This window comes from Bacillus sp. HMA207, assembly GCF_003402455.1.
Taxonomy (GTDB): Bacteria; Bacillota; Bacilli; order Bacillales; family Bacillaceae_G; genus Bacillus_A; species Bacillus_A cereus.
In genome coordinates this window covers 45,278-59,452 of record NZ_BEZT01000003.1, presented here as the reverse complement: position 1 = coordinate 59,452, position 14,175 = coordinate 45,278, and the positions used below count along the sequence as shown (strand labels likewise).

The following is a 14,175-nucleotide window of genomic DNA, read 5'->3' as shown; positions in this document are numbered from 1 at the left end:
TTTAGAAAAATGATGTTGTATGTAAAAGGGTGTATGTTCTTTTAATAGGTAGAAGTTGCATTATATAGACCAAACTATGTTTTTGCTAGATATATCATTTTTCTTGAGAGTTAAACCGTTGCGAAAAGTAACTTTCCTTTATTGTAACAAAAAAACACGCATATGAATTTTTATTTTTTATCGGGTTATTTGCGGGCAATAAGAATCTAATCTCAAAATTGGTGAATGTAAGTGAGTTATGTGGAGTCGGGATGTCTGTAAAAGCAAGATTGGCATAGGTTAATAATTAGTAGAGGATGAACAAAACTCCCACTGAGTAAAGTTTTCCTTTATCTCTGTTAAAGGAAAGAATAGAAGTAGAGTTCATTATAAAAACAATGTATAGTGAATATGTATACCATGTTTGCCTTAAAGATAGAAAGGGTACAATGTGGAATAACGACCGTGCATAGGATGTGTCTTCCGAATGGAACAACATATTGGCGAGTTAATCGCGCATTATGGCTATTTTGGAATTGTTATAGCTTTGGCTGGTGGGATTGTCGGATTACCGATACCAGACGAGTTTTTATTGACCTTTGTTGGTTATAATGTTTCAAAAGGAGTTATGTCAGGAACTGCTGCTTTTTTAAGTGGGATGGCTGGTGCGATGTTAGGGATCACGTTAAGCTACATATTAGGTTTAAAACTTGGGCTCCCTGTTTTAAAGAAATATGGGCCGAAAATTAGAATTAAAGAACATCACATTGAAAAAACACATATTTTATTTGAAAAATATGGGCCATTTCTTTTAATGATTGGTTATTTTATACCGGGCGTACGTCATTTAACAGCATATTTTGCTGGGGTATCAAATTTGACACTTTGGCGTTTTTGTTTGTACGCTTACGGTGGTGCGCTCATTTGGATAAGTGTTTTTATTGGGCTTGGCTGGAAATTAGGCGAGAAGTGGCGCTTCGTTGAGTATAGTTTACATCATTATGGAATATGGATTTTATTAATTTCAGCAGTTGTTACATGTGTTGTATGGTTGTACATAAAGAAAAAGAAAAACCGCTAATAGCGGTTTTTTTAGCTGAAAGCAATAAATAATACACCAGCTGTAATAAAGACTACACCAACGCCGGTCATAAAGTTTAACTTTTCACCGAGGATAATCATAGCGAGAATGATAGAAAATACGACGCTTAATTTATCGACAGGAGCTACTTGTGAAACCTTTCCTGTTTTGAGGGCAAGAAAATAAAATAGCCATGAAGAAGCACCTGCAATCCCACTTAATGTGATAAATAGCAGTGCTTTTTTATTTAGCAGTACGTCGCCGATATTTTGAAATTTACCTTGTATGATAATAACGCCTATCATAAATAATGCCATAATAATAGATCGAATTGTTGTTGCAACGTTTGCATCGATGCCGTCTAAACCAAACTTTCCAAAAATCGATACAAGGGCAGCAGCAATTGCTGATAATAGTGCAAATAAGAGCCACGAACTCATAGTAAAATTCCTCCAATCTTACAGTATTATACATGAAAATGATTCTCATGTATAAAGTTGAAGCAATTGAGCTTTATAGGAAGCACGACTTCAACTTAACTTCTTGCTCCACCTGAATTTTAAGGTGGGAGTTTTACTGCCTGTAAATAGTGGGCTAAATAACGAAATAATCCCCACCTTATATTTTTAATAAGGTGGGGATTATTATACTACTCTGCAATTTCCTCATATAAAAAGTACGTTACATTATAAATATGTTCTACTTCATCGTCTGTCATAAACAATAATTCGTCACGCTCAATCCCTTTTTTCTTTTCAATAAACTCAATCATATTTTTGCGTTCTTCTCTCTTCATCAATTCTATTTCTCCTCTCAATCTGTTTTAATACAGTTTATTTAAGTTACTGCTATTATATAACAGAATCTTTGGAAAGTTCCACCTATTTTATTATTTTTTTTAAAAGAACTTTTCGACAAAACAAGCCCACCTAAGGGGGGGGCTTGTTTTATTTTATAGTCGTAAAAACTCAGGCTCCGTCGTACCCGCACCATCAATGTAATAAATTGTGTCGGGATTGATTTTGATCAATACGTAATTAGGGTCTTCAGGACCGAGTAACCAACGTTTTAAGCTATTATTCCAAAACTTGTTTTTTAATGTTGAGTCTTCCTCGATTGAAGCTAACCCTTCAACTTCAATATAATCTTCATCTAATTTTTTTCCTTCTCGTCCGAGTAGTACATGGACATTAGGATTTTGTTCAATATCTGTTATCTTTTTTGATTGTCGATCTGTTGCAACATATAGTACAAAATCTTCATGGAAAAACATCATAAAGGCGCTATGAGGTTTCTCATTTCGTACTGTAGATAATACACCAGTACGTTGACCTTGAATAATAGTTGCGATTTTTTCTTTTAAGTGCATAATTTTAACCCCTTTTCACAATTTATAATTCTGTCTGTTTAAACAAGATAATTTAAATATCTTTCATACTGTTTTCTTCAATCCGATTTTTTAAACGTAATTGTGATGAAATCGGACAAGTTAGGAGAAGAATAATAATAATATTGAGGAGAAATACATACGATGGAAGGATGAAAAGCATGTTTAATAAAATATTTCTTATAGTAGCGCTTATAGGTGTACCACTATCTGTACTTGGAAAAACACTTCATTGGCCAGAAACAATTATGTTCGCTGTGTATTGTATTACGATTATCGCATTAGCTGGTTTTATGGGGAGAGCAACAGAGAGTCTAGCAATTGTTTCTGGTCCTAGAATAGGCGGATTATTAAATGCTACTTTCGGTAATGCTGTTGAACTTATCATTTCAATTTTTGCACTTCAAGCAGGGTTAATTGAAGTGGTGTTAGCTTCTTTAACCGGTTCTGTACTTGGAAATTTATTATTGGTAGGAGGGTTATCTTTCTTTGTTGGAGGTCTTAAATACAAAAGACAAAGTTTTAATGTATATGATGCAAGGCATAATTCAGCTTTATTAATATTTGCTGTTGTTGTGGCCTTTGTTATTCCAGAGATCTTTTCAATGAAGATGGACGCTGGCAAGACGTATCAATTAAGTATAGGTGTTTCTATTATTATGATTATCATGTACCTTGCTGCATTACTATTTAAGTTAGTTACGCACCGTGGTGTATATCAACATAAAAGTGACGAAGTAGCGCATGAAGAAGAGCCAGAGTGGTCAAAAGGGAAGGCGCTCCTTATTTTAGCAATAGCAACACTGGCAGTAGCTTATGTGTCAGAGGCACTCGTACATACTTTTGAAACTGTTGCAAAGTCATTTGGTTGGTCAGAGTTATTTATAGGGGTTATTATCGTTGCAATTGTTGGGAATGCAGCGGAACATGCGTCTGCAATTATTATGGCTTATAAAAATAAAGTAAATATTGCAGTCGAAATTGCAATAGGCTCTACATTACAAATCGCCATGTTTGTTGCTCCTGTATTAGTATTGCTATCTATGTTCTTCGCGCAAAGGATGCCTTTAGTATTTACCATACCAGAACTTGTGTCTATGATTACAGCCGTTTTCTTAACGATTGCGATTTCCAATGATGGAGATACAAACTGGTTTGAAGGTGGCACTTTACTAGCGGCGTATGTCATTATGGGAATTGGTTTTTATTTATTATGAAAAATAGGCATAACAATTGCGCTCAGAGAAAACAATAAACGAAGTAGTATATATACCTACATAGGAAGGAGCCAGACAGGTGAAACGAGTATACAGCATATGTCTTTCAACTATGGTCTCGTTTATTTTATTATTTCCTAACATGAGTTTTGCAAAGACAACAGTAGGAACAAAAATGCCTTCATCTGTTTTAAATATTTCAAAAGACAATACATTTCCAAATGATGCGCAAGATTTACCACGTTTACAACCAAGTAAATTTGCTCAAGAGCTATTGAAAACGGCTAATATTAAAATTGAAAATCCAGACTTAATTCGGATGTTTAATGAAACGACAATTTCAAATGCTCCGCTTGCAGTAGGGTATCGGGCAAAAATTTATTTAGGTCAATGGGCTTTACATTATGAATCAGTAGACACATCGATTAATTGGGAATATAAACAAGTGAATCGAAATGTGTATGATAATCGCGGAGGAGACCGTTTGTATCCACTTCGCTATAAGCAAGAAACACAAAAGACGGTTGAAGGCGATTTAACAGCAGATATGAAAGATGCTGCAGATGTGAAAAAAATGATGCTTCTCAAAGCGCTTGAAAAAGTACAATTGCCCCTTTCGTTTAAAACAACTATTGGTTATGGTACTGGACATGAGCGTGTGTATAATATTAGTCCGAGTCAACTCGGATATTTATACGCTTATACACCAGCAGTAAATGAAAAGGGAAAAGTAACATTTGGAGAAGTGTATCTTGTATTAAAGGGAAATCAAAAAAGACTTGTTGTGAAAAATATTACTTCTCAAGGAATTGGAGCGGCAATTCCAATTCATGATCATTTGTTTTTTAAATTTATTTCTTCTTCTCACTCGCAATAACAAAAAAAACGTCAGCTTATAAGCTGACGTTTTTTTTATAATGTAATGTTTGCTGTTTTTGATAAGAAATCTTCTGTCGGATAGTAGCTGTTTTTTACAAGAACATTTGGTCCAAGACATTTTACTGCAGGACAGTGACAGCTTAATGATTTTGCTGTTTTTGAAGCGCTCCATTTTTCATACGCTTCTTGTAATGTGTTTGTTTGTATGTTTCCTAGAAGTGGAACATCACCAAAATCAGTAACGATAATATTACCATCAAAAATATTTACATTTAAGCGTGAACGACCATCTGGATCGTTACGAACAGTTACATTTTTGCTCTCTTGCAATTTTTTAAATGTAGCTATGTCTTTTTCGTCATCGCTACAAGCATAGAAAGGTAAAGTTCCAAATAGCATCCATACATTTTCATCGCGAATTTCTAGTAAATGTTCAATCGCATCACGAATTTCAGCTTTTGTTAAAATCTCTAGATTACTCGCGAAGTCACTTGGATACATTGGATGAACTTCATGACGTTTACAGCCCATCTCTTCGACGATTTGGCGGTGAATATGTTCAATATGTGGTAGAGTTCTTTTGTTTAGCATTGTTTCGGCCGATACAAGTACACCTGCATCTGATAGAGCCTTACTATTTGTAATCATTCTTTCGAATAATTTTGCACGTTGTTCGTAAGTAGGCTTACGCTCCATCATTGCAAATCCGCCTTCAACGAAGTCATCAATTGTTCCCCAGTTATGAGAGATATGCAATACGTCTAAATAAGGAATAATCTGTTCGTAACGTGCTAAATCTATAGTTAAGTTAGAGTTGATTTGAGTGCGAACGCCTCGTTCATGGGCATATTTTAAGAGTGGTGTTACATAGTTGTCGACGGATTTTTTTGAAAGCATAGGTTCGCCGCCAGTAATACTTAAAGAACGTAAATGAGGAATCTCATCTAATCGTTTTAATAAAAGATCCATCGGAAGCGGATTTGGGTCTTTCGGCTGTAACGTGTAACCAACAGCGCAATGCTCACAGCGCATGTTGCATAACGTCGTCGTTGTAAATTCAACATTTGTTAATAGTAGTTTGCCGTACTCTTCAAGGTCCATATACGCTTCCCATGGATCGTAAGAAGGAGTAATCGGCTTCATTTTTTGTGATATCGTCATATGAAATACTCCTTTGACTATTGAAATAACAATTTGTCCATTCTCTATAATAGAAGAATATGTGCTTTTTATAAAGTGAAACTTTTTAGCATGGAAAGAGAGAGGGCTTACATTATAGTGGATGACTGTGACAAAATTGATGAAATTTCATGCCCATAGCAATCGTTTTTGCGGTATAATAAAAGCAACTCGAATTAAAAGGAGAGTGCCTTCATGGGAAAAGCAATTCAAGATAAAGATACACAATTAGTATATTTAAAAGAACGTTTAAATATGTTCATTGAAGTAATTGATACAATTGAACCTGAAGAAGTAGAATTAGAAGATGTAGATCGTCTTCTTGCAATGTTAGATGAATTAGAATTAAAATGTGAGCAATTTAAAAAAGACGAATAATATATTAAAAAGGCTACCAATTCCAATTTGGTAGCCTTTTTCTGTTCGGGTAATAGAAGGACGATAGAAAAAGAGGTATAATCAAGTTGTGAAAAATTTCATTTATGCTCTAATAGCGTGAAACAAATAAATAGCTAAAGAGCATAACAATTGAATTTTCAGCTCATAACGTTTTGGTAGCGTTCACAATTGAGGGGGAAGTAACAATGGAAAAGCTTCAAGAAAGCATGTATCAACTAATTGTTGAAACGTCAACGAACTTACCGAAAGATGTTCGTCGTGCGATTCAACAAGCGAAAGAGCGAGAAAATGCAGGGACTCGTTCTGCGATGGCACTTGGCACAATTACAAATAATATTAAAATGGCTGATGATAACATCTCGCCGATTTGCCAAGATACAGGGATGCCAACGTTTAAAATTTATACACCAGTTGGTGTGAATCAATTAAAGTTGAAGGAAGCTATCTATAATGCGCTTGAGCGGGCGACAAAAGATGGTAAACTTCGTCCCAATTCTGTTGATTCTCTTTTTGGAGATAATAGTGGAAATAATTTAGGACCAGGTACACCGGTGATTAAGTTTGAACAATGGGAAAAAGATTATATTGATGCACGTTTAATCCTAAAAGGTGGTGGCTGTGAGAATAAAAATATTCAATATAGCTTACCATGTGAACTAGAAGGACTTGGACGAGCTGGCCGTGATTTAGAAGGGATTCGTAAATGCCTTCTTCATGCAGTATATCAAGCACAAGGGCAAGGATGTAGCGCTGGTGTAATTGGTGTTGGTATCGGGGGAGACCGCACATCAGGTTATGAATTAGCAAAAAATCAATTATTCCGTACATTAGATGATGTCAATCCAGTACCAGAGTTACAACATCTTGAAGAGTACGTATTAGAAAATGCGAATAAGCTTGGCATTGGTACGATGGGATTTGGCGGAGAAACAACTTTACTTGGTTGTAAAATTGGCGTCTATAATCGTTTGCCAGCTAGTTTCTATGTATCTGTTGCGTATAATTGCTGGGCATATCGTCGCCTTGGTGTGAAAATCCATCCTGAAACAGGAGACATTATGGATTGGCTATATCAAGAAGGTGAAGATACACTTCAGCATGAAGTACAAGAAAAAACAGAGCAACGTGAGATTGTATTACAAGCACCAATTACAGAAGAGCAAATTCGTGAACTTCGCGTTGGTGATGTTGTAACAATTAATGGCATGATGTATACAGGTCGTGACGCAATCCATAAGCATTTAATGGATAATGATTGTCCAGTAGATTTAAATGGACAAATTATTTACCACTGTGGTCCAGTTGTTGTGAAAGATGAAAATGACAATTGGCAAATTAAAGCGGCAGGTCCAACGACAAGTATTCGTGAAGAACCGTACCAAGGCGATATTATGAAGAAATTCGGTATTCGCGCTGTCATTGGAAAAGGCGGTATGGGTGCGAAAACATTAGCGGCTTTAGAAGAACACGGCGGTGTATATTTAAACGCAATCGGTGGTGCAGCGCAATATTATGCTGAATGTATTAAAGAAGTGAAAGATGTTGATTTCTTACAATTTGGTATTCCAGAAGCAATGTGGCATTTACGTATCGATGGGTTTAAAGCAGTTGTAACGATGGACTCTCATGGTAATAGCTTACATGCAGATGTTGATAAAACATCACTTGAAAAATTAGCTAGCTTTAAAGAGCCAGTATTTAAGTAAATAAAAAATGCATCTCGAATGATTCGAGATGCATTTTTTTGGTATATATAGAAAAACATGTTCAGCATGAAAGAATGCGTAGCAACAGAAACTACAAGTACGATTATATATGGAAAGGAGACTATTTATGAAATATAAATGGTTATATATCGGTCTCATTTTTTCAATTATGATGGCACTTGTTCCAGTTTCAGCACTGGCTTATACAAATACTCCACATAACTGGGGAATCCCGCGTCCTAAAAATGAAACAGTACCAGATGCAGGAAAGTTATATACAGATTTACTACAAAAAAATGGCGGGTTTTATTTAGGAGATACGAAGAAAAAAGATATTTATTTAACATTTGATAATGGATATGAGAATGGATACACAGGGAAAATATTAGATGTATTAAAAGAGAAAAAAGTACCAGCAACTTTCTTTGTAACGGGGCATTACATTAAAACGCAAAAAGATTTATTGTTAAGAATGAAGGATGAAGGACACATTATTGGAAACCATTCTTGGAGTCATCCTGATTTTACAGCGGTAAATGATGAGAAACTTCGTGAAGAATTAACGAGTGTAACGGAAGAAATTAAAAAAGTAACTGGGCAAAAAGAAGTGAAATATGTACGTCCTCCGCGCGGTGTATTTAGTGAAAGAACGTTAGCTCTTACGAAAGAAATGGGCTATTATAATGTATTTTGGTCACTTGCATTTTTGGATTGGAAAGTGGATCAGCAAAGAGGATGGCAATATGCGCATAATAATGTTATGACGATGATTCATCCAGGATCTATTTTATTACTTCATGCAATATCAAAAGATAATGCAGAAGCACTTGCAAAAATCATTGATGATTTGCGCGAGAAAGGGTATCATTTTAAAAGTCTAGATGACTTAGTAAAAGGCAATCAACCGTAAGCATGTATGCTTACGGTTTTCTCATGCTATAATGATGTGTAAAAAGGATGGGGAAACGTATGTGGAGCGAGCATGTTACGTTAGAGTATCCGTATCATTTTGAAGAAGTATTAAAACGTTTATCTTTTGATCCTCTTAACGTCATTCAATTAGATGAGAAAGTTATTTATATCCCGCTTTGTATAGACGAGGAACAGGTTGTTGTTCGCTTACAAGGGATTGGTACTGTTCAAAATCCACAGTTTTGGATTTCTAGTCAGACAGGAGATCCAGAGAAAGTCATGAAACGAATGAGGGCCATTTTTCATTGGAATGAACCGTTTCAAGATATACAAAATCATTTTTTAAACACATCATTACGTCCACTATTTGAAACATATGCTTATACTCCAATTATTTTAGAATTTGATTATTTTGCTTGTCTGCTTCGCTGTATCATTCACCAACAAATAAATTTGAAATTTGCTACTGTGTTAACAGAACAATTTGTGAAACGGTATGGAACAGAGAAGAACGGTGTATTCTTTTTCCCCACTCCGGAAATAGTAGCAAATATTTCAATAGAAGAATTGAGAGAGCAGAAGTTTAGTCAGCGAAAGGCTGAATATATAGTAGGATTAGGTCGAAGTATTGTCAGTGGTACATTAAATTTAGCGAGTATAGAAAATGGGACGGAAGAAGACATTTCAGCACAATTGTTGCCAATTAGGGGAATTGGTGCATGGACAGTGCAAAACTTTTTAATGTTTGGGCTTGGACGGAAAAATATGTTCCCGAAAGCGGACATTGGGATTCAGCGTGCAGTGCAAGGTATATTTCAATTAGATGATAAACCTGATGATGCATTTTTAGAAAAAGTGAAACAAGAGTGTGAACCATACTGCAGTTATGCAGCGTTATATTTATGGAAAAGTATAGAGTAGAGGTGTAATAATGATACAAAAGCAACATGAGAGTAAGTTGGAAGTTGGTCAAACGTTTCCTGTGACAATTAAACGTCTTGGGATTAACGGAGAAGGCGTTGGTTATTTTAAGAGACAAGTTGTTTTCATTCCAGGGGCATTACCAGGAGAAGAAGTTGTTGCAGAAACAACGAAAATTCAGCGTGGCTTCGCTGAAGCGAAAGTGAAAAAAGTTCGTAAAGCTTCACCGCATCGTGTGAAAGCACCGTGTCCAGTATATGAGGAGTGTGGTGGTTGTCAGCTGCAACATTTAGATTATAAAGAACAATTGAATCAAAAGCGTGATATCGTTGTACAAGCATTTGAGAAGTACATGAAAAATAGTATGGAAGAGAAAATTCGCCCAACGCTTGGCATGGAAAATCCATGGCATTATCGTAATAAGAGTCAATTACAAGTGGGGCGTAAAGACGAAAAGGTTATTACAGGGCTATATAAACAAAACTCACATCAGTTAATTGATATCGCTCACTGTATGATTCAACATAAAGCAACGAATGAAGCGACAAAAGTTGTAAGACGTATTTTAGAAAAATTAAATGTTTCTATTTACAATGAGAAAAAACAAAAAGGTTTAGTACGCACAATTGTAACACGTACTGCAGTTCAAACAGGGGAAGTACAAGTTACACTTATTACAGCAAAAGAAGAATTACCAAATAAAGAACAATTTATTGCAGAAGTACAAAAACAGATGCCAGCGGTTAAATCAATTATGCAAAATGTAAACTGGCGTAAAACATCTGTTATTTTTGGCGACAAAACATTTAAATTAGCTGGAAAAGAAGTCATTCAAGAAACACTTGGCGATTTATCATTTGAATTATCAGCACGTGCATTCTTCCAGTTGAATCCAGAGCAAACAGTTGTTTTGTATAATGAAGCGAAAAAAGCAGCTGCGTTAACAGGAAACGAGAAGATTGTGGATGCGTACTGTGGTGTTGGTACAATCGGTCTTTGGCTTGCAAATGATGCAGCGGAAGTACGTGGTATGGATGTAATTCAAGAAGCAATTGCAGATGCAAGAAAAAATGCAAAGCGTCACGGATTTACAAATACGAAATATGAAGCAGGTAAAGCTGAACAATGGTTACCGAAATGGGTAAAAGAAGGATGGCGTCCAGATGTAATTGTTGTCGACCCACCACGTACAGGTTGCGATGATAAATTACTGGAAACAATTTTAAAAGTGAAGCCGAAACAAGTTGTGTACGTGTCTTGTAATCCTTCTTCATTAGCACGTGATGTACAAGCATTGATGAAGAGCTATGAAGTGGAGTATGTGCAACCAGTTGATATGTTCCCACATACAGCTCACGTAGAAAATGTAGTGAAGCTTGTTAGAAAGTAAAGTTTATTAATATTCCCTCATGGTATGAGGGAATATTTTCTATGAAGGAGAATATTATGCATAATTATAAATTAACGATTCAGTACGACGGCGCACGTTTTAAAGGATGGCAACGTCTCGGTAATAACGATAATACAATTCAAGGAAAAATCGAAAGTGTCATATCTGAAATGGTCGGAAAAGAAATTGAAATTATCGGTTGTAGTAGAACAGACGCTGGTGTACATGCTTTGAATCAAGTTGCTAACTTTCAAAGTGATGAGAAGTTAGTGGAACATAAAGTGAAAAAATATTTAAATCAATATTTACCTAACGATATTAGCATTACGAATGTGGAAGAAGTACATGATCGTTTCCATGCTCGTTACAATTCTAAAGCAAAAACATATCTGTATAAAATTTGGAATGAAGAGCATACAAATCCATTTATGCGTAAATACAGCATGCATGTGAATAAAAAATTAAATGTGAAAAGCATGAAAGCAGCTGCAAAACATTTAGTTGGTTCACATGACTTTACTGCTTTTTCAAATGCGAAATCAAAGAAAAAATCCATGGTTCGAGAAGTATATACACTTGATGTGATGGAAGAGGCAGGGTTTGTACAAATTAGAGTAAGTGGTAACGGCTTCCTTCATAATATGGTAAGAAAAATTGTCGGGGCATTAATTGAAGTTGGATTAGGACAATTAGATGCTGAAGCAATTCCAAACATTTTAGAGGAAAAGCAGCGCAATCAAATTAATTGTCTTGCTGAGGCAAGTGGGTTGTATTTAGAGAATGTTGAGTTTTAATGGCAAATAAAAAAATCGGGCTAAGTAGCTCGATTTTTTTAGTATTAAGAAGATTTTTCGTTTTTTATACGTATCTTCAAATTCCAAAAAGCAGCAAGCATAATAGCTGCAAAGGAGCCAAAAATTGTTCCTAATAGCTTTGCATAAGGAGAGCTGCTTACATCGGCATTAATGAATAACATCATACAGAGCATGGCAGGGAAAAAGTATAAGTATTGTAATAACTTTAATTTTTTATCATTACTCATATATATAGCCCCTTTCTAGCATGTTATATGTTTATTATAACATATTTTACCAAGTTATTTTTACACTTGGAGACATGTTTATTTCATATGTGTAAATGCAGTTTTTTAATTCGATATTGTAAGTTTTGCCTACTTAATCCTAAAAATTTTGCAGCTTGTGAGATGTTGCCATGATTCTCTTTAAGAATTTGGTTAATGTAGTTCTTTTCCATTTTTTCTATTGTGTGTTTTAAAGTTTTAGGTGCATCAGTATTGTGAGTAGTTAGTGCATGTTGCATATTGAATTCTGTTTTTATTCGTTCGCGAAAGCGAGTAGGAAGATGAAACGCTGTAATGATGGTTTCATCTTCTATCAAGTTCATGGAACCTTCAATTATATGTTCCAACTCCCGTACGTTTCCAGGCCAATCGTATGCATAGAAAAATTCTCTTACATTTACATCTACATCGGTTACGTTGAGCCCGAATTGAGTATTATATTTTTCAATAAAGTGCTGAACAAGAGCTGGAATATCTTCTTTTCTTTCACGTAAAGGCGGAAGACATAAAGTAACGACGCTTAATCGGTAATATAAGTCTTCTCTTAATCGATTATGTGCGATGGCTTCAAAGGGATCTTCATTGATAGTTGCTATAATGCGAACATCAATTTCTTTTTCGTGTGTACCTCCGATTCTTCGTATTGTTTTTTCTTGTATAGCCCGCAGCAACTTAGCTTGAAGTATTGGGCTTAATGAATTGATTTCATCTAATAACAAAGTTCCTCCGTTTGCTTCTTCGAATAAGCCTGATTTATCTATTGCTCCTGTAAAGGCACCTCGATTTGTGCCAAATAGTAGGCTTTCCATTAAGGTATCAGGTATAGCGGCACAGTTTTGTGAAATAAAGGGTTTTGTTGAACGCTGACTTTCATTATGGATGCTTTGTGCAAATAGTTCTTTACCAGTGCCTGTTTCTCCTACTAGAAGTATGGAGGAAGATGTACGAATTACTCTTTTTCCTTCTGTAATGATTGATTGAATGGCTTCAGAATCACCAATTATGTGATCAAAGGTAAATTTAGTGCTTTGTTTTCGAGAAGGACCTATTTTTATCGTTTGCTTTAAGTTACTAATTTCTTTTGATATTTCAATAGCGCCTTTAATTTTTCCATTTTCTATTATAGGGAAAGTATCGTTAATCGTTGTAATTTCTTGTCCTTTATTGTTAAAATACGTTTGTTTTATATTTTTCTTTGTTTTTCCAAATTTTAATGCCTCTATAAGAGTACTATTTTTATTTTCCTCAAATGCGAATACTTCTAAAGGACTTTTATATAGCACATCTGAGCGCTCCATTGATTCAATTTCCATCATTTTGCGGTTATAGATAATCGTCTTACTTTCCTCATTAATAATATGAATTCCGATGTCGAGTTCATTGAGTAAAGTTTCATATAGCATATTCATTTCAATGATCTGTTTTAAATTAATTTCTTCTGTACGCATAGATTATCTTCTCCTCATTCCACCCTATGAAGACTGACTTTTTATAATTTTATTAAAATTCTTATAAAATCGCAAAAATTTTTTGCTATTTTCCTTTTAAAATCTCTGAAATGATAGAAAAATTTTGCGGTTATGAAGTTTTTTTTTTGAGAAACCTTCATTTTAAATAGGAATTGGAGATTGGTACGCATTTTGCATAAATAATAATTGATATATCTAAAGGAGGGATATGCAACGTTTCAGTACCAACTAATAAGAAGGAGGAGTGTATAAAGTGAAGACGGTTATAGAATGCGTGTATAGTCCTTGTTACGGGAAAGTAGAGAAGTTATTTGTTACGGAAAGTTCTTACGTATATGAGTGGGAGAAATTAGCATTAATTGAAACAATAGATAAACAGAAAGTAGAAATTAAGATAGGGATCAGTGGTTATATTGAATCATTAGAAGTAGTAGAAGGACAAGCTATTGCTAATCAAAAGTTATTAATAACAGTAAGGGATGACCTTTTAGTAACAGGCAGTGATTAATGTAAGTGACGTGTATTTTTGCTCTTTTAAATCATTATTTTTACGGTGAATAATTTTAAAAACGCTT

General features: G+C 35.0%; 16 protein-coding genes. 10 read left to right on the top strand and 6 right to left on the bottom strand.

What is annotated here, in order from left to right:
• Positions 1 to 466 precede the first annotated feature (466 nt).
• On the top strand, positions 467 to 1,060 hold the full coding sequence (locus HMAS_RS23865) for a DedA family protein (RefSeq protein WP_000434878.1): 594 nt from the start codon (positions 467 to 469) through the stop codon (positions 1,058 to 1,060).
• A gap of 11 nt (positions 1,061 to 1,071) precedes the next feature.
• Here the strand turns inward: HMAS_RS23865 and HMAS_RS23860 are convergent, their stop codons facing one another.
• The 3 genes from HMAS_RS23860 to HMAS_RS23850 all read right to left on the bottom strand — a co-directional run bounded on the left by HMAS_RS23860 (position 1,072) and on the right by HMAS_RS23850 (position 2,429).
• Positions 1,072 to 1,500 carry an EamA family transporter gene (locus HMAS_RS23860; protein WP_000100295.1) on the bottom strand — a complete coding sequence of 143 codons (429 nt, stop codon included), beginning with the start codon at positions 1,498 to 1,500 and terminating at the stop codon, positions 1,072 to 1,074.
• A gap of 209 nt (positions 1,501 to 1,709) precedes the next feature.
• Positions 1,710 to 1,856, bottom strand: coding sequence for a BH0509 family protein (locus HMAS_RS23855; protein ID WP_000817786.1), 147 nt, complete (start codon positions 1,854 to 1,856; stop codon positions 1,710 to 1,712).
• 156 nt (positions 1,857 to 2,012) lie between these two features.
• Positions 2,013 to 2,429, bottom strand: a complete 417-nt coding sequence (locus HMAS_RS23850; RefSeq protein WP_000550220.1) for a pyridoxamine 5'-phosphate oxidase family protein — start codon at positions 2,427 to 2,429, stop codon at positions 2,013 to 2,015.
• 179 nt (positions 2,430 to 2,608) lie between these two features.
• Here HMAS_RS23850 and cax point away from each other — a divergent pair, with 179 nt between their 5' ends.
• Together cax and HMAS_RS23840 are read left to right on the top strand one after the other, a co-directional pair.
• Entirely contained in the window at positions 2,609 to 3,664 is a 1,056-nt protein-coding gene (cax, locus tag HMAS_RS23845; RefSeq protein WP_000482133.1) for a calcium/proton exchanger, read from the top strand.
• Between the two features lie 79 nt (positions 3,665 to 3,743).
• Positions 3,744 to 4,541 (top strand): YfkD famly protein, encoded by a 798-nt coding sequence (locus HMAS_RS23840; protein WP_002083605.1) that lies wholly within the window; start codon positions 3,744 to 3,746, stop codon positions 4,539 to 4,541.
• A 35-nt stretch (positions 4,542 to 4,576) separates the two neighbouring features.
• Here HMAS_RS23840 and yfkAB read toward each other — a convergent pair whose 3' ends face one another.
• Positions 4,577 to 5,704 (bottom strand): radical SAM/CxCxxxxC motif protein YfkAB, encoded by a 1,128-nt coding sequence (gene yfkAB / locus HMAS_RS23835; protein ID WP_016125372.1) that lies wholly within the window; start codon positions 5,702 to 5,704, stop codon positions 4,577 to 4,579.
• A 213-nt stretch (positions 5,705 to 5,917) separates the two neighbouring features.
• On the opposite strand from yfkAB, the gene HMAS_RS23830 reads away from it, so the two are divergent.
• The 6 genes from HMAS_RS23830 (at position 5,918) to truA (ending at position 11,844) form a co-directional block, all read left to right on the top strand.
• Positions 5,918 to 6,100, top strand: a complete 183-nt coding sequence (locus HMAS_RS23830) for an SE1561 family protein (RefSeq protein ID WP_000513558.1) — start codon at positions 5,918 to 5,920, stop codon at positions 6,098 to 6,100.
• Between the two features lie 206 nt (positions 6,101 to 6,306).
• Positions 6,307 to 7,827, top strand: a complete 1,521-nt coding sequence (fumA, locus tag HMAS_RS23825) for a class I fumarate hydratase (protein ID WP_000413523.1) — start codon at positions 6,307 to 6,309, stop codon at positions 7,825 to 7,827.
• 127 nt (positions 7,828 to 7,954) lie between these two features.
• Positions 7,955 to 8,737 carry a delta-lactam-biosynthetic de-N-acetylase gene (gene pdaA, locus HMAS_RS23820; protein ID WP_000875956.1) on the top strand — a complete coding sequence of 261 codons (783 nt, stop codon included), beginning with the start codon at positions 7,955 to 7,957 and terminating at the stop codon, positions 8,735 to 8,737.
• 59 nt (positions 8,738 to 8,796) lie between these two features.
• Positions 8,797 to 9,660, top strand: a complete 864-nt coding sequence (locus tag HMAS_RS23815; protein WP_000269422.1) for a DNA-3-methyladenine glycosylase family protein — start codon at positions 8,797 to 8,799, stop codon at positions 9,658 to 9,660.
• A gap of 10 nt (positions 9,661 to 9,670) precedes the next feature.
• The gene (gene rlmD / locus HMAS_RS23810) at positions 9,671 to 11,050 is read left to right on the top strand and encodes a 23S rRNA (uracil(1939)-C(5))-methyltransferase RlmD (RefSeq protein WP_044307287.1); all 1,380 of its coding nucleotides are present in this window, start codon (positions 9,671 to 9,673) and stop codon (positions 11,048 to 11,050) included.
• A 56-nt stretch (positions 11,051 to 11,106) separates the two neighbouring features.
• Positions 11,107 to 11,844 (top strand): tRNA pseudouridine(38-40) synthase TruA, encoded by a 738-nt coding sequence (gene truA / locus HMAS_RS23805; protein ID WP_000553118.1) that lies wholly within the window; start codon positions 11,107 to 11,109, stop codon positions 11,842 to 11,844.
• A 44-nt stretch (positions 11,845 to 11,888) separates the two neighbouring features.
• On the opposite strand, the gene HMAS_RS23800 is transcribed toward truA, so the two are convergent.
• Both HMAS_RS23800 and HMAS_RS23795 read right to left on the bottom strand, forming a co-directional pair.
• On the bottom strand, positions 11,889 to 12,092 hold the full coding sequence (locus tag HMAS_RS23800) for a hypothetical protein (protein WP_000063860.1): 204 nt from the start codon (positions 12,090 to 12,092) through the stop codon (positions 11,889 to 11,891).
• Positions 12,093 to 12,175: 83 nt separating this feature from the next.
• Positions 12,176 to 13,579, bottom strand: coding sequence for a sigma-54 interaction domain-containing protein (locus tag HMAS_RS23795; protein WP_001258445.1), 1,404 nt, complete (start codon positions 13,577 to 13,579; stop codon positions 12,176 to 12,178).
• A gap of 274 nt (positions 13,580 to 13,853) precedes the next feature.
• Between HMAS_RS23795 and HMAS_RS23790 the strand changes: the two genes are divergently transcribed.
• A complete protein-coding gene (locus tag HMAS_RS23790) occupies positions 13,854 to 14,108 on the top strand; it encodes a biotin/lipoyl-containing protein (protein WP_044306457.1) in 255 nt (84 codons plus the stop codon).
• The last annotated feature ends 67 nt before the right edge of the window (positions 14,109 to 14,175 follow it).

Excerpts from the sequence above, each read along its gene's own strand:
- HMAS_RS23865 (WP_000434878.1), top strand. The coding sequence starts at position 467 with ATGGAACAACATATTGGCGAGTTAATCGCGCATTATGGCTATTTTGGA.
- HMAS_RS23860 (WP_000100295.1), bottom strand. The coding sequence starts at position 1,500 with ATGAGTTCGTGGCTCTTATTTGCACTATTATCAGCAATTGCTGCTGCC.
- HMAS_RS23855 (WP_000817786.1), bottom strand. The coding sequence starts at position 1,856 with ATGAAGAGAGAAGAACGCAAAAATATGATTGAGTTTATTGAAAAGAAA.
- HMAS_RS23850 (WP_000550220.1), bottom strand. The coding sequence starts at position 2,429 with ATGCACTTAAAAGAAAAAATCGCAACTATTATTCAAGGTCAACGTACT.
- cax (WP_000482133.1), top strand. The coding sequence starts at position 2,609 with ATGTTTAATAAAATATTTCTTATAGTAGCGCTTATAGGTGTACCACTA.
- yfkAB (WP_016125372.1), bottom strand. The coding sequence starts at position 5,704 with ATGACGATATCACAAAAAATGAAGCCGATTACTCCTTCTTACGATCCA.
- HMAS_RS23830 (WP_000513558.1), top strand. The coding sequence starts at position 5,918 with ATGGGAAAAGCAATTCAAGATAAAGATACACAATTAGTATATTTAAAA.
- fumA (WP_000413523.1), top strand. The coding sequence starts at position 6,307 with ATGGAAAAGCTTCAAGAAAGCATGTATCAACTAATTGTTGAAACGTCA.
- pdaA (WP_000875956.1), top strand. The coding sequence starts at position 7,955 with ATGAAATATAAATGGTTATATATCGGTCTCATTTTTTCAATTATGATG.
- HMAS_RS23815 (WP_000269422.1), top strand. The coding sequence starts at position 8,797 with ATGTGGAGCGAGCATGTTACGTTAGAGTATCCGTATCATTTTGAAGAA.
- rlmD (WP_044307287.1), top strand. The coding sequence starts at position 9,671 with ATGATACAAAAGCAACATGAGAGTAAGTTGGAAGTTGGTCAAACGTTT.
- truA (WP_000553118.1), top strand. The coding sequence starts at position 11,107 with ATGCATAATTATAAATTAACGATTCAGTACGACGGCGCACGTTTTAAA.
- HMAS_RS23800 (WP_000063860.1), bottom strand. The coding sequence starts at position 12,092 with ATGAGTAATGATAAAAAATTAAAGTTATTACAATACTTATACTTTTTC.
- HMAS_RS23795 (WP_001258445.1), bottom strand. The coding sequence starts at position 13,579 with ATGCGTACAGAAGAAATTAATTTAAAACAGATCATTGAAATGAATATG.